A 24,182-nucleotide genomic window follows, 5' to 3' on the forward strand; every position below is an offset into this window, starting at 1 on the left:
TGACTGACCAGACTAGATATTCTTCTTTTGCTAGTACAAGTAGGGAATCCGTTTAAAACAATTGCCTAGGTTCTCCACGAATACAATACAGAGTAACTCCAAAAATGGCCGCTTACCATCTTCACTTTTAGGTTAAAATATATGAAATAAGTATAGCCATACGTCTGTATTTTAGCCTAACAACTCACCCTTACCTCGTTTATGACGCATCCTAAACGTCATAAAACTCAAAAAAGGCTAAACCGGGGAAACGTTAACGCTCCTTATTGGCCGGTCAATATGCATTAGGATTCGACACGTAAGGTTATGTCATCAAACCAAACAATACCCGTATTCCCTTCAGATTTAAGTGAAATTTGACAATAAGCGGCATGGGCTGGTGCTAAACCGCTGGTACTCAATAAGCGCCAATCGGTTGTGCCCGCTAGGGAAGCTGACGTCGTACTGGACAAATAAAGGCGGTCTTTTGAAAACCAATCAATACTAATTCGGCTTAAACCAGTTGCAGACCGTGTTTTGGCCCAACCGCTAACGGTGACTAGCCGCTTTTCTGCTGTCAGGTTGGTAATGGGTAAGGTGTTATAATAGCCCACGTACCCCGTTTTACAATGACTCAACTTCACGGAGCCCGCCCCCGTTCGCCCTGTGCTGCCATCCCAAGTCAACTCGCAATTCGTTTCTCCACTAGCAAACCAGTTAATCGGTAAAAAGCCTTGATGAGCTGAAAAATCCTCATTCAGGCCCGCATCAATAAAATTTTGTTGAAATATCTGTTGCTGGCTAAAAGCAGCGGGTTTCCAGGAACCATCAACCCGTATTAAGCCGTAAAAATTTTCGGCGGAATAACTTCCTAAGGGCTGGCCTACTGACACTTGCCCCGACGGAAAGTCCTGTAAGATCCAAATCCCAGGAAAGCCAAAACCGAGCGATTTTGCGGCTAGGGCTATGGTGCGTAGGCCCATATCTTGCCGCATCTCTTGAATCAAACTGCTGGATTGTATACCATCCCATGAACTCAAGCCGGTCTCACCAACAAATACCGGTGCTGAACCAGCGATTTGCTTAACCCGGTTCAGTGTATAAGCCGCTGGCCCCGCCCCGCCGTAATAATGGACATCATAAAAATCAACGGGGGTAGCTCCTAAGGCTGGAATTAACAGGGCTAAGGACTCAGAGACGTCCAGACTCTGATTGGTAGCCATATGCTTGCAATTGGTCACTGAAACGGTTACAGGAAGCGAGCCAACATAGTCCCGCAAGACGGGGATCATATACTGCATCCACTTAATGGCCTCGACATTGCTGGGATTCAGTTCATTTTGTAGTTCGACAAAAGCAATTCGGGAATCATTCTTATAGGGTTGCAATACAGTCTTAGCCCACGTAGCGCTTTCAGATAAACGGGTATACAATCCAAAAAAATCAAATAGAGTCAGTTGAACTTGTAAGTTATGATTAGCCGCTAGCTGAATAGTTTGGGCCAGCCTCGCTTGCATGCTGGCAGAAGGGGTCGGCCAGCCAAACGCATTAACTTGAATGATAACCCGAACGCTGGTAGCCCCAAGTTGCTGGATGGTCGCAAAATCCTGGTCTATCTGGAAGGCATTAAACTCGGTCCACATGCGTTGCCAGGCCGACGTAGAGGGGTAATAATTCATCAATTTTAGACTACTTATCCGCTTTAAGGTTGCCTTGCTATTTGTCAAAACATAACCTGGGTCGGCGTTTTTAGCTTCAATACGAGCGTTCGCGGAGGAAGTAATGACCCAAGGCTCCCCGGTAGGAACCTCCGTAACGCATGCTTGTGCACTTAATAAGCATAAAAACAATACTAGAAGGCCGGTTGGATTTACGTTATAACGTTTCATAAAGTAGGCTAGTTAGACCGTTGATGGGGCTATTGATTGGCTGGTTTGTCTCCCTTGGTAAGATGGTTTAGCTGTTCCAAAATCATTTCTTTTCCATGGCTACCTTAAGAATTAGCACACTCTCATCTTACGTCGGAACATAGAAATGACGGCTTGGTAGGTTATACACAGGCATGCAACCTAATTCGGGTAACCACTATTCAAAGCGTAGCAGTTAGATATAGTTTATAGGGAATCCTATAAAATTGACTTAATCGATCAGTGAACCTATTGAAAGGTTAATTTTTCGCACTCATTGGATAGTATGGCCAGTTTATTATTGTACTAAATCAGCCTTTAGACCGATAGGTTAATACTTGTTGGTATGCGATGGGCCTGGCTGATGAAGATCTTATTGGCTTGGCAGACATGATTGACAAACGATCTGTAGGTGTAGAAGCCCAACCTTGAAGAATACTAGCTACGTACGACAAAAGGTTTAATTCATTAGGTAGGCATCCAATAGGGCATCGCAGTAGCGCACCACCCCGGCCGCATCTGTCCACTATCAGTTGACGATATACAGCTTTTGTTTCGGACTTGAGTTCTTTTGGGGTGATGTACAGCTGCTTCTTGATCGCCCGGGGACTAGTATTGAATTCTTCCACCAAGATGGCATCTTTTTTAACCTTTCCGCAGACCTTTCATGGCTTTGTTGAGTCGTTCGATGTTCATACGAAGGCCAACCGTTTTATTCTTCACTAAATTTCAAGATAGAATCTACTTGCTTTTGCCAGCGTTGCTGCCAATTCGGTCCATTTCGTATGGCTAAGTAAGCTTGCATAACCTCATTATAGCGATCCATGCCTGAAGTCGATATGTAGCCTACCCAAACCGGCTCAAATCCATAGTGCACGCTAAGGCGTCGAAAGGCTTCTTTCAGTATATCCCTCTTCCGCTGTTCGGTTTTATTAATGTTAATAGTTCCTGCAACCAACAACTTGGCTTTACCTTGGCTAATGTTCCACTTAGCCGTTAAATAGTTATAGGCCTCAAATATGCCATACCGTTCCAGTGTGGGAACGCTCGCCAACACACCCCCTGCTAGCAAGCCTGTGATCCCTAGCGCCCACCCTACCCGTTTACGTAGGGGGCGTATTTTCATTAACAGAAAACCAATCAAGCCACCAGCCAGCGCTATGCCCAACAGGACCCTAAGATCTTCATCCGTTGCATGCCCCCACACATCGATCGTCTCTTGTGGGTCATCTACTAGTGGAACCCCTTTCAGCAAGCTGCTAACCAACACCAGGGGAAGGAAACTAAGCTTTTTATGAATCAGGCTGCCAACACCTGATTTCCTTAAACCCGGCATTGAAAAACAAAATGGGTTAATGAAGTAATTATCGGCACAGGTCATGAGTACAGAGTTTGGGTTTGAATATATGACGCAGCCGCTTTATGAGGCTTCGCTAGGTACAAGTGGGCCTTTGAGGTAAATCCTGACTAAAACATGCGCCTAAGCCCATCATTGCCTTAGCGAAGAGAGTCAGGGGTTAGACTTTTAGATTAAAGGGGGTAATTGGGCAACTGAATGGTGATTAATTTAGGCGTTAGTTTCTCCGGCCAGAGCGGTTTGGGTCCTAATTTCTCTGCTCATAAAACGTCCGGTCAGCTTTAGGGGATCGGGCGTAAGAACCTTTTTTCACTAGCTTTATGACAATGTCTCGTACGCCCGCTTACCCACTTTGGATCACAAAAAAGCCGAGTCGCAGCGCAACCAGGCTTTCCAACTACATTCTCAACCTATATCTTAAAAGTGTGTATGATCTACCGAAAGTGGACAGATGCGCCCAGGGTGGTGCGCCACTGCGACGCCGGAGCGGAAAAAGAAAGGAGATGCTTTTTAGTACTTGGTAAACACTTAAAAAATATGACGGCACAGTCATAGTGGCACACCACCCGCCCTGCACAGCGGTGAGCCGTTTAAGCATTGACAACTGAATTTGTTGCTGCTGAATCAAGATGGGATGTTTACGCTCCCAATAGGCATCAGCTGTCCGGACATTACCTAACGATCATGGTACCGCTATAGGCCGCATGGATGCCTTTAAAACCGCTTTTGTTTAATGCCCACCCTCCAGTTATTAATTAAGTAAACAAGAAAATTATTTTTTACTATCCAATCCCGAAAGCGCCATAAATAGTCTCTACTATCTTCTCTCCACCACCTACTATGGGTTTTTAAGAAAAACCGACGCGCTGCTATTCAGATAATGAAGCTGTCCTGTCGGTTCAAAGCTTATGCTCCGGGCGGTTGCGCTATTGGCCGTAACGGTTACGGTATGCCCATCTTTAATCACTACAGCATCACATATCGTAGGCACTCGGCCACAGGTCCAGGTACTGGCCGTATGCCAGCTCCCCGATGCGGCACTCTGACACCCACCCCGGCGGATAATAATATCATCGATCCGCAGTTGGTCGCGGGCACCTGAGCTACCTACACCCGTATAATAGTATTGCCATAGTAGCTGGATGTAAGGCTTATTAAGCAGAGAAGCCGGTAATGAAACAGGCCCTATTACCTGGCTATGGCCCGCTGTTGTGTTCCGAACATATTCCACTGGATTATTGGATGCATCCAAAAGGTCTGTAAACGGCCCCGAGCTTCCGATTCGATACCGAAGCCGTATGTTGTATTGGCGAGGATTGGGCGTAACCGTTCCTCCTGTCCATTGTACAGACGCTTCTGTCAGGTCAGTTGTACGAAGTGCTAGCACAACCCCGCCCAAAGCCGTAGAGATATAACCAGACGGAGAACTACCCGTATTGATAAAAGCCAGCCCATCCGTACCCAACCCATTGATTCGAGTAGCACTAATCAGATTGTAGGCTCCTTTCACCGTATCGGCCACAGCATACGTGGCCGATAGTGGAGGATCAGCCCGATTCATGCTTACGAAGTACATATTCGGTGGGTAGGTTCCTGCAGGCATTGTCGACAGTAAACTGTCAAACCGATATTCACAACTACTGAGGGTAAATGCTGCGGGCTTTCCATTTACCGTATTGTCGATGTCGAATAGGGCAGTCAGTGTCCGATTGACAGTAGGATTGAATGTGTATGCGGTATCAGTTGAAATGGTTGCCCCATTTTCCTGCCAGGCAATGAAACGATAACCGAATAGTGGTTTGGCAACCACCCGAACCGAATTGCCCTGAAAATAAACACCTGTCCAGGGATAAGGATTAGTGGCTACGCCGGGAGTAGTCGATAGAATGTCGATTGAATTTATTTTTATATACCCCTGGCTAGCATCTGATACAGCAAGTGTAACGTTCCGATTGGCACTCAATCCAAATCGACCACGTATATGATCACGTACAGAGGCCGGGCGCTGTTGCAGGAAGGTACGAACTGTGTTCAGATTGGTGAGCCATTTGGTAACGGAATTACCCGTCTTCCAGCGATTGAAATGCTCAGCCATATAAGGTTGGTAAGCCTGCTGAAAGGTATCGAGCAGGGCAACAGCCCGGGATGGGCTAAACGTGGTATTGAGCAAGTCGGCAAACCGATTGATAAAGTACGATTTGTAGCTGCTAACTTCCAGTAATCGACGTAAAAAACGTGTATACTCCGTCACCGACGCATCATAACCCGCCGTTGACGTAGCCCGATCCAATGAGTTTGACGTATAGGAATTTCCGGCACCCAGTGTCCAGTCCATATCGTTCATCATCCAGCGGAAACGGCCATCATGACCTTTGGCGGCATTAGCGATATATTGACTAGTACGTTTACGCCAAAGCTGTTGATTATTGTAGGGCCAGTCGAAATTGCCCGAATAAATTTCAGTGATCTGGTAATCCGAAAAACTCTCGACATCCATCATGGTAGCTACCTGGGCATAGTCGATGGTTGGCGTTCCCACAAAATAATCTTTCATGGCATAAAACTTCACCAGGTCTCCATCGTCGGCCAGGTAAGCTCCATAATCGAACTTGATGACATCGACACTATCGGTATCGACATTATAATTCCGGTTCACATAGTATCTGTCATACCGCTCCATCAGGTTATGAACACCCCAGTATTCACCATTCATCAACACAATACTCGGACGATTCGACTGGGTCTCAAATGGCAGATGCTGCACCATCGTTTGCATCAGACCATCAATAAGCGTGGTAAAGTCCCAGTCGTTTCCACCGTTTCGGAGCAATAACCGGTTATAATACTGGTTGATTGGACGATTAGGGAAAAACGCGTAGTTGAAATCATCATCGCCATACAATCGTACTGCTTTTCGAGGTACCGATCGTGAACAGCCACCGTTAATTGATATATCTACTCGTTGATTTAGAATTGAACTCCCATTAACGAAGAACTGAGCATTTGCCGATCGTTCCCAGGCATCTCCTTTTAACGTAAAATTTCCAGGCGAGCAGAAGATCGTTTCAGCGGTAGGGTTTCCTGTTCGCCACCCATCGAATGTTGCCCCGGCCGTATAGATCCCGGAATTGTAATCGAATAGCGATTTCTCATTTGTCGCGATTGACACAACGGGCAAGTTTCCAAACCGGCTAGTAGGGGCAATTATATAGGTTTCTGTGACAATATCACTCATCATCGCATTGGGCTTATAGGCCACAGCCCGTACTACTGTCCCCTTGAAGACCGGCGAAGTGGGTGCATAATAGGGTGATGAATTGAAAGTAGATGATTTGAGTGATACTTTATTGGGAGTACTGCTTTGATCGCTAATTGTTAGTGGCGCTGAATACGTAAATGACTGATAACTCCCGGTTAACAAACCCCCAAAGCCTTGTCCGACCAGCTCAGGATAATTATTTTTATATTGAAAGGTAGTTGGACCGGGGCTTGTAGGGTCAGGTTCTGAACCATCCAATGTGTAGTAAATAGTGGCTGTGGCATCCGGTGCTGTAATTGTCAGACTAAATCCACTTGTGTAGAATCCTCCTACTTGTGAGAAAACCGGTGGGTTTACAATAGACGCATAACCCGTTTTGGCATTGTTGCTAGCCCCAGGGCTCGTATTGTTGACCGAGTTGGTTCGCTGAAAGTAGAGCCAGTTTGCCGAACCATTGGGTTGTCGCCCCCAGGAAACATCCGTGCGTTGAGGGCCAAATGTTACCTGGTCAACTAGCGTAATTCCATCAGGCTGTACCAGGCTAAGCATCTCTCCGTCGGCCGAAAGCTTAAAGCCTACATGCAATGTTCCCCGGATTGGCATATCACTGGCCCATAACACGATAAACCCATTGGCAGGAATTATGGTCTGTGATGAACCCGTTGGCAAGCGATATTTTGTCAGCGTGGTATTATCAGAGACGTAATACCCGGCAATATCAACGGGTGTAGCATTCGGATTGTAGATTTCAAACCAGTCTTCATAAGCGCCCGAACCATCGGTAATTGTGCGGGCGTTCGAAGCCATCAATTCATTAATATATAGTTGCTGTGCCTGACTGGTCAGACCTACTAGAAATAAATAGGTAAGTAACAGAATGATCTTTAAATTTTCCTTTTTCATGGCGGGATAAATTTGCTTTTCCATTGATTAGTTAGTAACTAATGGTACGCCACCAGTTGGGTGGTTAGTTTAAATTTGAGTATGTAAACAACGCTTACCCTCTATACCGACTACTTACTCAGTAGCTTTGGCCTGACTACCACTACGGGTCTCTCCCGGCTGACTGACGGAGCCGGTGGGCATGATGCGGTCACTGGTTTACTCAACCTACTAGATGGCACTAACGGAACCCTATGGCTACACGTCAAACCCCTAATCCGCCAAATTCAAGAATCGAATGGGCTTTTGTTGACTGATGACCGTATTGCCCAAAACCTCACAGCGATGAAAATGGCCTACTAACCAACCACAATGCCCATCTCAATGGGCAATATGTAGGAGGCACTGGTCTTTGGGTTTTGAGCCAGTTATCAGTAGATAAAAACCCGTAAAGTTGTCTAGCGTTCGGAGCGTCCGCACGGGCGCACCCTATGTTTTAGGATATGGTCAGGCATGCTCACCAAAACGCGGTCCCCTTTCGCTAAATTTTGGCCGACTCGTGGTATACCAATGCCGACACTATCAATTTGGTTTTAGGGCAAAAGCACCACTAGTTAGGAGCCATCAAATCCAATCCGGAACCGGGCCGCTGGAACGGTAGCCCATTCCAAGCACAACCGATCAATGGGTGAATTTGTCAAAATCAGCAGTTAAACACTTCAGCCAGGCATTGTTCAGATGGGCTACATTCGCTCTGTACAAGCACCTGTAGCGATCTGTGGCGACCGCAACAGCAGACCGGTTCTCCCATACAAGGGGTCAGTCGGTAAACTCTTGTTGCTCACCACTAATGTGACAATGACTTACCGACAACCGCCCGGCGGCCAAGTCCTGACAACCGCTCCGGCGGACCGGCTACCAAAAACGGTAGAGCATTGAGCCAGACCGCTGGGCGGAGTCCCATAAATCGCTTAAACAGAATACGTCGCTGGAAAAATTACCCATGCGTACCCACCATTCTGAGGCTAGTCACCGCGCAGGCGGCCCCGTTGTTTGCCAGAATATGCGCTTATGTCAGGTAGAGCAGTTGCAGCCAACATATTAATCATTTTGCCTTGAAAGGCCTGTTATATCTGAAAGCTATGCTAGGGGCTTTTTTTCTGAATTGGCCGTCTTCAAAAATCAACTTAGCCAACAACTAGACATGGGATTGGCGTAACATCAGTTATGAACTAGATAATATATTTTATTAAAACTTGTATTTCTAGGCTTAGACCAGCCTGCTAAAGACAAAATCTAGAAACCCAAGTAGAGTCTATAATCCGTTCATATGTCTTCTCTGACTAACCGTTAACTAAGATACTTCTACGCTAGTTGAGACGATTTTTTTATTTTTTGCAAATACATCCAAAATTGTTTCTTCCAATTTTCACCGTAGTGTCACGGTCCGCCGTTGCGGGCTCGCCCCTTTTTGTTCACTTCCACATGAAGCCATATAATTTATCCTGCTTATCTACCAGAAGGTAAGTGGTGTAGGAGCATCAGGGGCGGTCGTTTTTTTTAATACTATATGAATACAGTCGCGCATCGTTGGTACACAACGTTTTATAATACTAGATAAAGCAGAAGCTGGATAGAAATCGGAGAACGTTGAACTCTCAACTGTAAACCCAGTTAATAACGCGTATTCCTCCAACTCTTTAATAGTATACTCACGAAAGTGCCCTGGATTGTTAATAGTTATCCTAATTTTTTCATATGGGTTATTTCCTATTACTATATGAGCTCGACGGCTAAGCGAGACAGCATTAGGGGTACCAATCAGCAAGTACCCACAGGGTTTGAGTAACGTCCGTAGGTAACCCAAAAAGTATTCAGGAGCCGTGTGTAGATGTTCGAAAACTTCAGCCATAACAATAATATCATGTTGCGGAGCGTCAATCCATCGATCAGGATAAGGACTATCATTTAAGTCAAAAGTATAATGTTGATTGACAACTCCTTGTGGGACGATTGGATCTCCAATTTCCCATCCCAATGAATTAATAATAGCACTAGGTCCCAATGTTTCTCGAATTAGTGTAGTTTGGAAATGGGGCCCAATATCTAATATTCTAATAGATTGACTGACGTGCTTACAAATAAGAGCCAACCTATTCACTTCTTTAATTAAATACTTAAAGCGATTTTGATGAAATCTTAAATAAGCACTCCTCTCAGAGTCGAGAGTAGGTTGATATGTATCAGCAAGATTCAACCTTAACTGATTGGACATAAATGAGCTATTTATCGTTATGTTTTATTGGTATTCCATTTACATCTGCAATTTAATTTTAGAGCAAGTTTTTCACGTAGTTTTCTTATTATCCGCGCAATCTGCGACGTGGTAACTGTACTCGGGGCGTTGCCCAAAACACCAAGGTCTTTTTCAGGCGTCCGCCATCCCGAACAGTACGTATGGCTAACCCTGATACCGAAAGGTTAGAAAGGGGATAAAACATAAAAACAGGACATGGCGAGCTTGTTTTTCTGAGTTTTCAACAGCCTTGAATATCAAGGCTTGTAAATAAAGATTTTATGCGCAAAAACCACTAAGTCATACCGAATTCTGTGACTGACTTAAAAAAAGCAAAACCCTCCTGAACTTTGTCGTCGCCAAACTACAAGACAGGATGTTTTCTAATTAATCGGCACTCTGGACTTGCCTAACTACGCAAGACCATGCAACAAACCAGTAAATCCAATATTCGGCGAAACTATAACGCCGACTTTAAAATGAATCGGACCGATTTATATGGATTAAGTTTGGGCTGGCCTATAATTTTTGGCCGCATCGGCGGTCCGAATATTTTTTCCCCGCTTGACTACCACATAGGCTCGATAAACGACCTGCCGTCGGGGCTGCCATCTTCTTGTTAATAATCAGAATATAGCTTATTATTACTACCATTTCTCGCTGATTATAATCCTGAAATACCTTAACGATTCCGCGCCAGAGGTAAAGCCCGTGTCAGACTCAAACTTAGGAAGCCACTTACAATAAGAGCCTTCGTCAACGCTTCAGTCAAGCCATTAGCCAAGTTAGTATGCTGTTTCCAAACCAATTCACACGGTAATTGTAGAAGGAGCTATGATTAAGAATATGCCATTTCTCGCCTATGCACTCGAACCAAACTTGTATTTTTGACCTTAACTTCATTAAGTTTCATGGCAAATTTAAACCTCCTATTTTAACAGTATTGAGGAAGTTTTCAACGCTATTTCAACTCCAATGCATGGTAATTTTTACGTTTCAACCTTTCTTATCAATTTCTATTTTTCCTCCGATAGCCCCCTTTTTTCCTAGCACTTTATACTCAGTGAGGCCTTTTTGAGTGATAGTGGATTGAATCCCTTTTAAGCCATAACTCTTTTCAATCCATTGATTGATAGCTTTCTTTTGGCAACTGAATTCGACAATCAAGCCTCTTGTAAACAAATTTCCTGTTTTTCTAACAAAGAGATCATCTGCATTGGGAGGCAGGTTTGCTAGTCCGCCCCATGCTAAGCAAGTCTCAATCGCATTGGCTTGTTGCCAAGGCCTGACTAGGTTGGTAAAAAAAGTCATAATAAATAAGCCCATTATCAGGATAAATGCTGCTAATGTTCCGATAAACACTTTCAGGAGTACTTGCCATCCTTCCACTTTTTATTTTGTCAGTTAATATTGTTTAGCAACTCGAAAACACTCAATGGGAGTATCTTGGACTAAAGTCTGTATATTGATAGGTAATGCGTCGCCTTGCAGGACGTTAAGAGCTTGTTTTTAGTATCTATACCTTCGATTGACGATACCATTAAAGGTGCGCCACGTAGCCAAAAGACTTAACTATAGGCCTGGTATGATTTTAGAAATGGGAACTTAAATTGGCGCCAACAACGATCAATCGTCTAGAAGCAAATAGTTGACTAGCCAACTGTGGGAGGGTAAGAAGTAGCATAAGGAATTGGCTAGTCACAAGCAATGAGAAAAGCAGTCTATTTTCTTATAAAATTGCAAAGAAGACTGTTTATACACGTTATTTTCTCTGCTCATTTAGCAAAGTGGCTTGAGCCGACAAAGCCTTCCATGCTCCTTCTCGTTTCACATATACATCCGTGTAACAAAAGCGGTAGGTCGCTGACTGGTCTTTATAGGTAATAGTCTGCGTAAATTTACCGGTGAGAATAGCCGTATTTTCAGATATGCGTACGCGCACGTCTTCTGTTTCATAAGGCTTTATCTTATACTCTCGATTCCCCGCAAAGTTTAAAACCGATCGACGTTCGTAAATCTTTCCATCCGCCGAAAGAAATAAAAATTGAGGATCTAGTAAAGTTGCTAGATAGGTCGTATCATGATCAATTATCGCTTGGTTCCAGCGTTTTTCAAGGGTTAGTAGTTCGTTTTCAGAAACCAATTGCCCACCCGGCTTAGTTAGAAATTTTGACGTTGGTTGGGTGATGGGATTTAACCCAATAGTTAGTGATAGTAACCAAAAAAGTACCATGGATCGAGTTAGTGATGTCAGAAGATACGGGCTCAATTTTTGACTTTACATTTTGAGACCCCATAAAAAAAGTGGTTAAAACTAAGTAGCTCCTTTATACGATTTATAAGATTATGAATGAAGGGTAGTAAAGTGGTTCTGGATGAAAAAAAAAAATGATTGGATTGTATAGTAGCCTGCGTTGTTACCTTTAAAAAATAGCTGTTTTTTTACTGTTCACTTATAAGTAAAGTCGAATGCATTAGAATTTGTAGACCTTCTAAAGGTTTATCGTATCCGATTAGTGTATTAAAAAAATAGTAGGATAGCAGTACTATTTTCAATGCACTGTTAGTTACTAGATGAAAAACGCTTCGTGAGAAAATCAATAGACGGCTTAGTTATCGTAGCTCGATATACATTTATTCAGTACTTCAGCAGTGATAAAATGCAAATAAGTTGACCTTAAGGTACTACACCAAGAGCCATCGAACTCAACCGGTAGGTTGGCTATTTGCTAGCATTTCCCAACCACTAGGATGATGCCAGAATAGGCTAACCGTACCTCAAAAGACCTACCAGAGTAGGTACAAACCGCTCTATATTCGTGTATATGCAACGACGATCCAATTACTGGTTAACTAACTTGAGAATTTAGCCCCTTAATTGGTGGGAGAAGTACGAAGGGTTTCCTACCAGCCTGATGGGCTGAGAGCTGAATCAACGAACAGGGTTGTTGAAACTGGCATAAAGAAACATGTTCTTGCTAGGTAGGATCCGATCATATCGGTCAATTACTTACGACAATAGGCTTTACACCTCATCAGTTTTTGGCGGGCGGATTTGTAGTCAAACTAAAACCCTTTGAATGCCATTCAGAGCGGACGTAGCCAGTTATCCAGAATATGGCTTCCATCCATCAGATCCTAATCCTAAAGCCTGAGTAGAGTACTTCCATTTGAACTAGCCAACAGCCTATGCTTTTACCTATACCCTTGGAATAGAACCTATTAGACAATTCTTTACCAGCCCAAGCCCTACATATAATGGACTTTGGCCGAATGCTTATTTTAATTAATAGTCGACCGGACAGGTACGGTTCCTAAAAAAGGGAACATGTCTTTAAGTAGGTGCGGGTATGGCGTCGATACTAGGGTATTATTTTCTTTCCAGACGTATTCACGCCACAGTAAGAATAAAGGACATATATCGATTTACCGGGTTGGCAACAACCCCATTCAAGTATAGCATTTTACTTTTTAGCGATGGATAACGCCAGATCAGCGACTTTTAGGGTAGGCTTTCAATAAACAAAATTAACTTGCTCTTGCTGTCACTTGACGCGGGCTCGATTGTAGCTACCGAGCTTGTGGATTAGGTTAACTTCGTTTGGCAGAAACGGCAAATTATCCCTAAAAAGAGAGTGTAAGAATTAACAAGTCAAAACAACATGCAAAGCCATTGATAGAAAATATGAGCTTATTCAATTGACTACAAGTAATGAAACCGTTAGGGTGCAATCAAGCTATACCTATAAGATATATACAAAGGCCCAATATATGAAAGAGTTAAAACACAATAACAAAAAAGAATTTCAACTCCAACGTTTATTTTTTTTTAACGATGCCATCTTTGCTATCATGCTTACGTGCGCTATGCTTGATCTGAAATCTGATTTACTTGTCGAATTAAGCTCGGATCAAAAGATGATTTCTTCTTTTATTAAAGAATTACCAAAATGGGAAAATAATCTAATTAATTTTTGCATAATCGGCTCTTATTGGGTACTACACCATAAGATATTTGGGTACGTATGGACGTTTAGTCAATCCCTGATTTGGTTAAATGGTTTTTTACTGATGGCCATCCTAATCCTACCAGTAAGTGGTTCTCTTTATGGTCAAGTAGGCAATCCTAATCTGCTGGTTCCAATTGCTATTTATACCCTAAATCTGGTGTTTATTAGTTTATTTAGTTATTTACTTTGGCGTCTAATCAGTAATCCAAAAAATAATTTAAGCTTAAATGCTGATACTCAAACGCTGAAAAATCGGATAACGGCCTATATATGGGTTATTCCTTGCGCATTTTTAACGAGTTTAGTAGTGATTATAATCTTACCTATTGATTGGCGGTGGGTATGGCATATAGCCCCTATTTTAGTACTACTCTATTATTACCTGATTAATATCATCTTTAAAACTTCACTAACTAATTACAAGGAATACGGATTTTTTTATGACTAATCTTTTTTATGTACTATACTAAGCACATAACCTATACGGGCAGAGGGTTAACTGAATTAAAAAGCTGTTGTTTTCTGGAGAGGTCGATTTCAGAATAACTTGCATTACTTTAGTAAGGGAACTTTAACCACAAATTCGTCCTCCCTTTGCCCAATCCAAACAGCCTGTTCACTCAGTAAAGCATACCGACTAACTATGTTTTGTAGCCCAATTCCCGTGGAATAAAAGGGTTTTTGACGAAGTTGAAGCCGGTTTGAAACCTCAATATAGTCCTGGACTACCTTTATAGTAACCATCATTGGCTTTGCAGTTGACATTGTATTGTGCTTAATTACATTTTCCAATAGAAGTTGCAAGGTCAATGGGGCAATTAAATAGTTGGTTTGCTGGTCCGCAGGTATAGCTAATGTAACAAAGAACTTTTCTTGGAAGCGAATTTTCAGTAAAAAAATATAGGCGTCTAAAAAATCCAGTTCAGAGCGAATACTGACTAATTCATGGTCCTTTTGTTCAAGTATATACCGGTAGGCTTTAGCCATCTGATTGATAAATTGAATGGATAAGCTCGCATTCGTTCGGGCTAAAGACGAAAGTATACTTAAATTATTAAACAAAAAGTGTGGATTTACTTGGTTTTTCAGTGCATTGTACTGGGTTTGAACGCTTTCTTTTTGAAGCCGTTCCGCATTAAATTTAAACGTTAACAGTTGGTTTGTAAAGCGATTGTTCAACAGGACTACATATAAGGTAAACCCAGTCATCATGTAGAAACCCTGCCTCACTAAATCAGTATAGAGTAAATTATAGGGAATCGCTTTATTTAAGAGTTCTTCATAAAGAAATGTTAGTACAGTGTTCTTTACGAATTGGTTAAAAAGCATAGTTAGGCAGCCTGCTATCATAATCAGGATGGTTTGGGGAATCCAATGGCTAAGTTGCCCCCCATTACTATATGTATCTTCACCGAACCATTTACTAAAAAAGGCTTGGAGGTACTCTGTCACATAAAGCCAACAAACCGATATAAATATTCCTAAAACAAATTCACACAATAAAGCTGGTACTATTGGTTTTAATCCAAATAAGGTACGCGCTTTTAAATTTGCATATAAAAAAATAGGGAAATAAAAGCCCATAATGGCCGTAGACAATAGCCATTTTTTTTCTAGAGGTAAGTGATAGAGCGATTTTGAATCCGGATTGCCGAACATACTAGAAAAGTACGCAGTAAAAGAGCAATATAATGATCTGTTTTCTATCAATCATACTACTGAAATAAGTTTCAATGTCTTTTTGTTTTTATTCTCCATTTTCCAGCTGCTGATTAAAAAGAATGATTTACATTTTATCAACTAAGACAGTACAGTAATTGACTACAAAGTCGCCTTAATTTATAATTAAATGAGTGGAAATTTCTCTAATACCTTATAAATACTGGTTTTTAAGTAGAAAGAAATACTCATTGCCTAGAGCATTAAGTTAAAAAGCAGCCTTTTCAGGTCCATTTACAAAAATAGACTATACCTTTTTCTCAGCTCGCACAAAAGCTTAATCGATTCATTTGAGCTTTGCTAATCTCGTATTGGTAGCAATCCGACCCTAAGACCACTCTTGTGCTCTCCTACTTCAGTTTAAATTGAATTAAAATGATTAATCAACTTGCTAACCCCAGCGTTGTTAACTTTTTATGACTAACGTACGATTGTGTTTGTCAATTTGTGGTGCCACTCCAATACATAAGCGGAACTTAGCAAATTGATTGGATTACCAGTTCATCAGCTGGTTAAACTTAGAGGGATACTGAGTCGTCCCATTTTAAGCAATATTTATTACTTTTTATTATATAAGTTGTCAATAATTGGTGAATAATTGCATCTATTTACTAGCAATACTACTTCTTTGACCGGGTTGTTCAGTAAAGGCTTAAAGATATAGATTAAATTACAGTTAATAAATTGCTTTTTTATAGGTAACTCAATACTACTTATTTACTAAGGACCCCTATGTACCGGCAGGTTAACCCTGTGCCGTTAGTACGTACACTTATTGAAACTATAAACAGCATTGGCTCATAACTTATGATAACATTTTCAAGGCTAAATTGTCTCAAATTTAGACTTTAGCGCTGAAAGTTAGTAGTTCTTGTTATACTCTTTTTAATCCAATTGTAAAAATTAACACCTAGCCTATAACTTACCTTACCGATAAGCTAAAATACCGTTTTTAACATCTTAACCCTATATTAATATATTAGATTAGTATGAATAGCCGCATTGTGATTTACGTTTCAACACCTCGTAATTTATATACTATTCTCTTTTAACTTAAGTTACCATTTATGGTATATGGAAAATATTATTGCATTTATTGATAACTAAATTTATACTTGTGAGGTAAATGGATATTGTTAGGCTGGTTACGACTATTTTTTAAAAAAGTTCACTTATAATAAAATTATCTTCATTATAACTGAACCCGTACCCATGTACCAAATGGCAGATAAGTTACTAATAAAAAGTTTTTTAAATTAATATGATATGGCTGAGCTTGAACCGAAAACAGAAATAGTATTTCTAAATGAAGAACGCCTCGTTAATAAGCTGCTAGATATATCCGAACGTGTTCATTTCTTATTAAAAGAAAAAGGAATGTCACAAAAGGATTTAGCGGTTACCTTAAACAAGTCAGAATCTGAAATAAGTAAATGGCTGAGTGGAAGCCACAACTTTGAATTGAAGACCATTATCCGAATTGAATCAGCTCTTAAAGAAGAAGTAGTTATAATACCTTCTTATATAAATAAAACAAGTAGTTAAAAAAGACAAGCTATATTCTCAATTTGATTTTAATGGGTAAATGAAGGCCTACAATGTAAATCCAGGTAATACTATAGTCTATTGTCTCAGGCAGCCTATTTCTACTATGCCATTGAAGACTAAACCGTAAATCATACTTGAGACATATTTTGAAAATATAAAGGACCGTCATTTGAATTGTATCCTTTAACCGCTTCCCTAAACTACTTTATAAATAAACCATTATTCCATTGTATTTAGAGAGCTTAACACCCTTTTTTGGCGCAATCCGATGCCTAGTCACGCTGATCCGTTCACCTTTTTTGTCGCATCGAGTTGGTAAAACTATCCGACCCTAGCCAATCATGCCGGACATTGTAAATTGTGCTTCCATGATTTGCTAGGGCTGTAATCTGGGCATGAGTCGGAAGCGCAATAGTCGAAAAAATTCTTTCAGTGAGCACTTGATTAGCCAGTCGGATGGTTCTTTTCAACCAACAATCCACGCTAGCCCACTGAATGATGGTTGATTTTATGCACTGAATCCCCTTGCCAATCTGTTTTAAAAGATGAGCGGATAATGCGTTCGTCCCCGGATGGCTAGAAATATATCATGACTAGAGACTCGACCCACTCGACCAAATACTTCAGCAAAAAGAAAGACATCACCATTTACAGCATTATCGACAAAAATTACCCACTTTTTCATAAAACCACGTTTTCGGCGGGAGATCGGGAGGCTTGGTAGGTCTACGACGGCTTACTGCATCACTAACAAATTAACAGTCCTCCGTAGCAAAAGTGCATAGCACCGATATGCATGAAGTATCACTGATCAATTTTCCCCTGCGCTTCCTTTTAAGCATTAATTTTCAGCAGCGTATTGAAGAATTTCACAAATGTAAGCTACGGGGCATTGCAATTATGTCCATTTTGCAACAACTGGTTTACAGTGTTCGGGTAGACGAAACATTAATACGAGCCTGATCGAGCAACACTGGGACAATATTCTCCCGTTAGTAGTGAGGCTCTAACTCCAGTATGTACTGCCGTCGATCTTACTGAAACGACTCAATTCATACGCGAACCAGTATCCTCTATATCAGGCTCTGGTCGAGTTAGGCAAAGTGGTGCGCATGATTTTTTGCTCAATTACATGGATGCTGGTCAGTTACGTCGTCGGACTCACCAGCAAACCACACAACTGGAGAGTATCCAGAAGTTAGTCAAACTACTCGATATGGTTGATGAAAGAGCTATCCAATTTGTACCCGAGAAGAATTAATGTTTATTACGTTTAGCAAACGCTTAATGGAAGCCTCCGTTCAGGAGTGCCATGAATTGATGGATACGATTCCTTTTCAGCCGCCTTATCCTGGGACCATATCAACCTGCATGGTGAATATGATTCTGGGGAAGACGTTTTGAAAGATGCCTCGCGTTTTGAATTAGAAAAGTTGCTCCAATTAGTCAATCCGAAAAGTGTAACGTACTGGCTTTCATATATGTAGTATTTGTAAATGAATCATTTTTCCCCGTGTAGGCAACCTCCCTATACCAAGCCTATAAGCATAGCTTGTTTAATTAAAGTGGCCACATTGTTTACCTTAAACTTAAGTAATAAATTACGTCGGTGGGTTTCAACAGTAAGTATACTTATGGAAAGACGTTGAGCAATTAGTGTGCTAGTTAATCCCTGGGCAATTAGGCTAAGTACTTCTTTTTCACGACGAGTAAGCAGTAGCTCAGGTGATGCACTAGCTGTGTAACACTCTAAAAGAAGCTCTTGAATAGAAGGGCTGAAATACTTCTTGCCAGCGTGCACCTTTGTAATTGCTTTGGCTAACTCATCTGTCGAGGCGTTTTTTAAAACATACCCTACGGCTCCGGCTTGTAACATGCCAATTAGATAGCTCCTCTCCTCAATGCTCGTTAACGCTAGCACTTTCAAATGAGGATATTGAGTGGTTAAGCACTGACATAGCTGAATGCCATTGAGGTCAGGTAGATTAATATCGAGCAATACTACATCAGGTTTACAAATAGCTGCTGTGGTTAATGCTTGAGCGGCACTTGAAGCTGTAGCGACAATATCAAGGTAGTCGATGGGTTGAAGGAGTATACGCAATCCTTCAAGAATCATGGGATGATCATCTACTAACAAAAGCCGAATTGGGATCATAGATTTATCAACAGGTATAATTGGTGGAACACTTAGGCGTTAGTGGACACCTTGAAGTCAATAGTTAAACTGGTCCCTTTATTAGGAGCAGTTTGTAGATCGAGGGTTCCCCGGAGATAGTTGACTCTGTCCTGAATACTTCGCAAGCCCAGTCCTGTCCGTGGAGCAGCTAAATCAAAGCCAATTCCGTTATCCTCAACGACCAGCTGCACGTGGTTTTTGTTGCGAATTAACTGAACGATAACCAGGCTTGCTTGCGCATGTTTTAGTACATTGTTGATTAGTTCTTGGAACAGTCTAAATACAGTTACTTCTATGGCGGCGGGGAGCCGTTTGTCTAAACCAATCGCTTGAAACTGGATATGCCGATGGTTCTTATCACTTAATGAGTGACATATATCACTAACGGCCGACACAAGCCCAAATTCACGTAAAGATTCTGGCATTAAATCACGAGAAACACGTCTTAACTCATCGATGGTACTATCTAGAAGTTTTAACGAATCCGAAAATGAAGTATCGGTTTCTGGAGTTAATACAGTGGTTTGTTTAATGGAATATAAACTGTATTTAATGGAGGATAACATACTTCCTATACTATCATGTAGATCGCGAGCGAGCCGACTTCGCTCCGCCTCCTGCCCCTGAAGCAAAGCATTCGCGGCTGTAATTTGACGTTCTTGTTCCAATTCATAAATTCGCTGACTTTGTAGTAACTGCTGTTGGACTTCCATTCTACGGCGATTGCGAATAAGCACATATCCTAATAGAATAAATCCCAATAAACAGCCTACCAAGATAAAGCTGCTATAGCTAAGCCAGTATTGACGCCGTAACGATTCCGCTACTAACCGATGATTGTGTTGTAATAAGCGAATTTGTTGACTTCGTTGTTTGGCTTGATATTTCGTTTCGAGCGCGTTTATTTGCTTTTGGACAGAAGCATTCCTAACTCTATCAACTAACTGGCTCCGACGCCGGTAGTAATCCAACGCAGACGCATAATGGCCTAGCTTCTCTTCTGTATTTGCCAATAAATTTAATGTTTCTATTTGTACATGAGGCTCACTATTTAGTTTTAATAATGATAAGCTCTCCAATAGATGCAATCGGGCCTGCTTGTAGTTTTTAATTTTTATATACTCATTCCCAATTTGATTTAAATTTTTAGCCAGTAAATTCACTTCTCCACGCTGACGGGCTAGCGGAATGGCTTTACGAATATAAAGTAAACCTATATCTGGCTTGTTGCATTTAATATAATAACGACCTTGTATACTATAATAAAAATCTAGGTAATAATTTCTTGGATTTCCTAGGACTGATTCCCGAGTCAACTGCAAATACTTAGCTGCTAATTGTAGATTATTCTGATCTAAATAAAAACTAGCTATACTTGCTGCTATGGCGGTTTTATAGTCGCTATTTTTTAGCTGAGGATAATAACTCATTGCTAGTTTCCAATAGTGGAGGGCACGTTCATTCTGGTCAAGTTCAGAAAATTGACTACCAAGGTTATAGTACACAACGGCTAGACCTAGGTAATCTTTGGTATAATTCATAAATTCAATTGCCCCTAATAATACCTGAATGCTTGCTCCCAAATTTTTACGACGTATCAGTATCGTCGATTCATTGATGGCTAATCTTCCCAACAACTTAGCCACGTATACTTCCTTACGTCTTAGATAAAGAGGAGTTAGTAGTTTTTTTGCTTTCTGTAAATACAAACTATCTTTTTGGAGCTCATTTCGGATACTCGCTAAATAAGCTAGCCGTAGGTAAGCCCTTGCCAACCCTAAATCGTAGTGAATTGCTTGAGCAAGCTTAACAACTTGCCTTAAATAATACTGGGCTTGAAGTGTATCAGGGCACAGGCGGGGATCACTTAATTCGAGTAATGTGTGAACGCGAGCAGTGTCGGTTAAAGTAGACTTAAGCCGTTTCTGTAGCATTCCCACTTTATTCTGGTCTTGCGCTTTACCCGGTGAGATTAATAAGTGAATTAGTAATAAAATGAGGAGGGGGCGAGGTAATATGTAATTAGATAAAGTGGAGATGATACTATTCATAGATAGCCAATGTAAGGACTACTGACTAAACCAGTTGGTTAATGAAATATAGATGGGGACTGACATCGTAGATAAACAAAATTAACGGTTATTTATCTGATGTGTATAATGTTCCTAAAACCTGGATCTTACGCACTTTAAGTGGTTTACTATCATCGATTAAATACTCGTTGCCACAATAAGGCCAGCTTAGCTTAGCCACTCATCTGTCACTTAATAAGCTTAAGTCTGTTACCTATCCTGGGTGGCGTCCGCTTCGGTTTGGCCACTATCGCATACATTAACCCACTCCAATGCGAAGATACCGGCCAAAACAATACTATGGTAATCGGTAAGCGACTACAAAGTCACCAAGTTTTGTCCCTAATTTCCCGTGTCCACCAGCGGCAATCACCAAGTATTGTTGCCCATTAATCTGATAGGTCATCGGTGTGGCCTGGCCCCCCGCCGGTAATGGAACTTCCCATTGTAAGCTTCCATCCTGGGTTTTAAATGCTCGCAAATGTCCATCTAAACTGGCCGCCACAAACACTAATCCCCCTGCAGTAACAATGGCTCCTCCAAAATTTAATGAACCCCACTCTTTAGCTTGCGGATACTTATCTAAGTCCATCATATAGCCTAGAGGCACCTCCCATTCTAATGAACTTTTTTGCAAATTCAAGGCCACTAATGTTCCCCATGGGGGGGAAGTTTGCATAAGCATTCCTTGTTCATTTCTTGTAAACAAATAGGTCCGCTTCATCACATAAGGTGTTCCCAACTGCATTCCGCCTTCAGTACGCATCAGTTCTGGGTCGTTTTTAATTGATTCTGCCAATTTTTCACGCGGTAATAATCCAATAATCGCAGCTATGCGGTTGACGTTTGTGATGAGTAGTCCTGACTCTGGATCATAACACATCCCCCCCCAATGCACCCCTCCTACGTTACCCGGAGTCATGAGGCTTCCTTGTAGCGATGGGGGAGTGAAAATTCCTTCATAGTGAAGCGTACTAAGGCGTCGTTGGGCGGCTGATTTAGTATCAGGCGTTGGTCCCCAAGCCTCTACTTTTTGCAGTCCTAGCGCTGGTAAAGTTGTTGGAAACGGCTGAGTGGGAAAGGCTACCTCTCCAGGAATAGAGGATTTAGGCACTTGACGCTCTTCAACGGGTAATAACGGAACACCCGTTTCCCTGTGGAGAATGAATACATGCCCCATTTTTGTGCCAACGGCTACGGCAGGAATAGTTTTACCATGCTGCTTAAAGTTGAACAGTAATGGTTGTGATGCATTGTCGTAATCCCACAAATCGTGATGAACCGTCTGAAAATGCCACACAACTTTTCCCGTTGAAGCCCGAATCGCCACAATTGAACTGGCATTCAGATTTTTCCCCAGTCGTTCGCCCCCATAATAATCTGGGCTGGGGCTTGTAGTTGGAATAAAAATCAGATCGCGTTCAGCATCGGCAGAAATTATTGACCACGCATTGGCCGCGCCCGTCTGATTGGCATTAACTCCTTTCCAAGTGTCAAATCCTGCCTCTACTGATGTACGGGGGATCGGGTCCCAACTCCAGCGTAAGTCACCCGTCAACGCATCATACGCGCGCACTACCCCCCGTTCGGAATTGAACCGTTGGTTATCGCCAATCGATGACCCAACCACAATCGTATTGCCAATTACAGCGGGTGGCGAGGTAACACTAATATTGCCAACCCCATGCCTCAAATCAACACTGCCCGTTTTCCCAAATGAATAAATAGGCTTACCCGAAAGGGCATCCAGGGCAATCAGTCGACCATCAATTGTAGCCACAAATATTCGTTTTGTTGCGCTTATAGGAGCTCTTTTCTCAGTGGGTGCTGGCCAGATCGAAACGCCTCTGGATGTCAGTTCTGATAAATCTTGGCGCAAATAAACGTCGGGATTATAGTCCCATTTTTTTTTCCCAGACATTGCATCTATAGCAAACACCCGTGAGGTTGGTGTACTAAAGAAGAGTGTTCCATCAACCATTAAGGGGGTGGCTTCAAAAGCGGCTTTCTCCTCGGCCGAGGTGCCTTTATAGTATTCTAGTTCGCCCGTTCTAAACGTCCAGGCTACGGTTAACTGCTTCACATTAGCCGAATTGATTTGAGTAAGGGGAGAAAACCGCATTCCTCCAGCATCATTCCCATACGCTGGCCATTCAACGGAAGGTGTTAATTGTTTTTGAGTAAGTTGTTGACCAATCGCCAACAGTGGTAGACTAAAAAGCACAATCCCTAACAGTTGGGGTTTCCAGGAAGTTTTACCAGTAGAATTCATTTACAGATTATGACTTGATGTAAAAAACACAAAAGTGGCCATTCAAAGCCGGAAACGCCTATTTGCCGATCGGGATGAAGTTCAAGCCGGACGGAACGAACCAGTCCATGGCTCCAAATCCTGTTAAATTATAAGATGGACAATTCGTTCGTTTACCTCCTAGAAAACCAATTGAACGGGATAGCTGCCAAACGCAATACTCCTGGCTATTAGGAGATTTATAGATGCAAGAATCTAGCACAATAATTATTCTTTGGTAGTATGCTTAAGGAGTTGAAAAGATTCGATCCGGTATTCATTGGCTAATCAGTAAAGATGAAATGCTGCCGTATTCAGCGCCCAAGCAATTAAAATAACGATAGATCCATTACCGGGTAGTCGGTTAGAAGTTGTTTGAGATAATGTCAAACTCACTTTATGGTTCGCCTGATGTACGTCAGTAATCTTCTCTAAAAAGTGATCAGTTGAAGATTAGAACCTTCCCAGTGACTTTTCATAAAAGGGCGGCCGCCGCGTGGAAGAAAGATGAAAGCAAACCGCTCCGATGGCCCGGCAATTCAGTGAAACACCAATTATGGCTATCCTTAAACGACACCATACGGGTCAGACTGTGTACTAATCACTCCTCATAATAGCATTTGTGAATCGCGAGCTCCGGCTTTTAGGTTTTGTCACGTTCGGGTTTGAATCGTAAGATTGCTA

Annotated in this window: 14 protein-coding genes and 1 pseudogene; 5 read left to right on the forward strand and 10 right to left on the reverse strand. The window is 41.9% G+C overall.

The window, feature by feature from the left end; genetic code table 11:
- Nucleotides 1-284: 284 nt before the first annotated feature.
- The 3 genes from ACYVFD_RS30550 to ACYVFD_RS30560 all read right to left on the reverse strand — a co-directional run bounded on the left by ACYVFD_RS30550 (nt 285) and on the right by ACYVFD_RS30560 (nt 7,405).
- Entirely contained in the window at nt 285-1,658 is a 1,374-nt protein-coding gene (locus tag ACYVFD_RS30550) for a cellulase family glycosylhydrolase (protein WP_461094408.1), read from the reverse strand.
- Nucleotides 1,659-2,598: 940 nt separating this feature from the next.
- A complete protein-coding gene (locus ACYVFD_RS30555) occupies nt 2,599-3,267 on the reverse strand; it encodes a hypothetical protein (RefSeq protein ID WP_461094409.1) in 669 nt (222 codons plus the stop codon).
- An 814-nt stretch (nt 3,268-4,081) separates the two neighbouring features.
- On the reverse strand, nt 4,082-7,405 hold the full coding sequence (locus tag ACYVFD_RS30560) for a CotH kinase family protein (RefSeq protein ID WP_461094410.1): 3,324 nt from the start codon (nt 7,403-7,405) through the stop codon (nt 4,082-4,084).
- A 132-nt stretch (nt 7,406-7,537) separates the two neighbouring features.
- Between ACYVFD_RS30560 and ACYVFD_RS30565 the strand changes: the two are divergent.
- A pseudogene (locus tag ACYVFD_RS30565) lies at nt 7,538-8,603 on the forward strand (IS701 family transposase).
- A gap of 294 nt (nt 8,604-8,897) precedes the next feature.
- Here the strand turns inward: ACYVFD_RS30565 and ACYVFD_RS30570 are convergent.
- From ACYVFD_RS30570 to ACYVFD_RS30580, 3 genes are all read right to left on the reverse strand, one after another.
- A complete protein-coding gene (locus tag ACYVFD_RS30570; RefSeq protein WP_461094411.1) occupies nt 8,898-9,659 on the reverse strand; it encodes a methyltransferase domain-containing protein in 762 nt (253 codons plus the stop codon).
- A gap of 1,017 nt (nt 9,660-10,676) precedes the next feature.
- Entirely contained in the window at nt 10,677-11,069 is a 393-nt protein-coding gene (locus ACYVFD_RS30575; RefSeq protein ID WP_461094412.1) for a hypothetical protein, read from the reverse strand.
- A gap of 373 nt (nt 11,070-11,442) precedes the next feature.
- Nucleotides 11,443-11,913, reverse strand: a complete 471-nt coding sequence (locus ACYVFD_RS30580; protein WP_461094413.1) for a nuclear transport factor 2 family protein — start codon at nt 11,911-11,913, stop codon at nt 11,443-11,445.
- A 1,538-nt stretch (nt 11,914-13,451) separates the two neighbouring features.
- Here ACYVFD_RS30580 and ACYVFD_RS30585 point away from each other — a divergent pair.
- Nucleotides 13,452-14,138, forward strand: a complete 687-nt coding sequence (locus ACYVFD_RS30585) for a TMEM175 family protein (protein ID WP_461094414.1) — start codon at nt 13,452-13,454, stop codon at nt 14,136-14,138.
- Nucleotides 14,139-14,242: 104 nt separating this feature from the next.
- Here the strand turns inward: ACYVFD_RS30585 and ACYVFD_RS30590 are convergent, their stop codons facing one another.
- On the reverse strand, nt 14,243-15,349 hold the full coding sequence (locus ACYVFD_RS30590) for a sensor histidine kinase (RefSeq protein ID WP_461094415.1): 1,107 nt from the start codon (nt 15,347-15,349) through the stop codon (nt 14,243-14,245).
- Between the two features lie 1,326 nt (nt 15,350-16,675).
- Here ACYVFD_RS30590 and ACYVFD_RS30595 point away from each other — a divergent pair.
- The 3 genes from ACYVFD_RS30595 to ACYVFD_RS30605 all read left to right on the forward strand — a co-directional run bounded on the left by ACYVFD_RS30595 (nt 16,676) and on the right by ACYVFD_RS30605 (nt 18,159).
- Nucleotides 16,676-16,954, forward strand: a complete 279-nt coding sequence (locus ACYVFD_RS30595; RefSeq protein WP_461094416.1) for a helix-turn-helix domain-containing protein — start codon at nt 16,676-16,678, stop codon at nt 16,952-16,954.
- Between the two features lie 592 nt (nt 16,955-17,546).
- Nucleotides 17,547-17,681 (forward strand): hypothetical protein, encoded by a 135-nt coding sequence (locus tag ACYVFD_RS30600; protein ID WP_461094417.1) that lies wholly within the window; start codon nt 17,547-17,549, stop codon nt 17,679-17,681.
- 307 nt (nt 17,682-17,988) lie between these two features.
- Nucleotides 17,989-18,159: a hypothetical protein gene (locus ACYVFD_RS30605; protein WP_461094533.1), complete on the forward strand. Its 171-nt coding sequence runs from the start codon at nt 17,989-17,991 to the stop codon at nt 18,157-18,159.
- 326 nt (nt 18,160-18,485) lie between these two features.
- Here ACYVFD_RS30605 and ACYVFD_RS30610 read toward each other — a convergent pair whose 3' ends face one another.
- The 3 genes from ACYVFD_RS30610 to ACYVFD_RS30620 form a co-directional block, all read right to left on the reverse strand.
- Nucleotides 18,486-19,115 carry a response regulator gene (locus tag ACYVFD_RS30610; RefSeq protein WP_461094418.1) on the reverse strand — a complete coding sequence of 210 codons (630 nt, stop codon included), beginning with the start codon at nt 19,113-19,115 and terminating at the stop codon, nt 18,486-18,488.
- A 32-nt stretch (nt 19,116-19,147) separates the two neighbouring features.
- On the reverse strand, nt 19,148-21,187 hold the full coding sequence (locus ACYVFD_RS30615) for a tetratricopeptide repeat-containing sensor histidine kinase (protein WP_461094419.1): 2,040 nt from the start codon (nt 21,185-21,187) through the stop codon (nt 19,148-19,150).
- Between the two features lie 319 nt (nt 21,188-21,506).
- The gene (locus tag ACYVFD_RS30620; RefSeq protein WP_461094420.1) at nt 21,507-23,480 is read right to left on the reverse strand and encodes a pyrroloquinoline quinone-dependent dehydrogenase; all 1,974 of its coding nucleotides are present in this window, start codon (nt 23,478-23,480) and stop codon (nt 21,507-21,509) included.
- Nucleotides 23,481-24,182 lie beyond the last annotated feature (702 nt).

Source organism: Spirosoma gilvum (assembly GCF_054776815.1).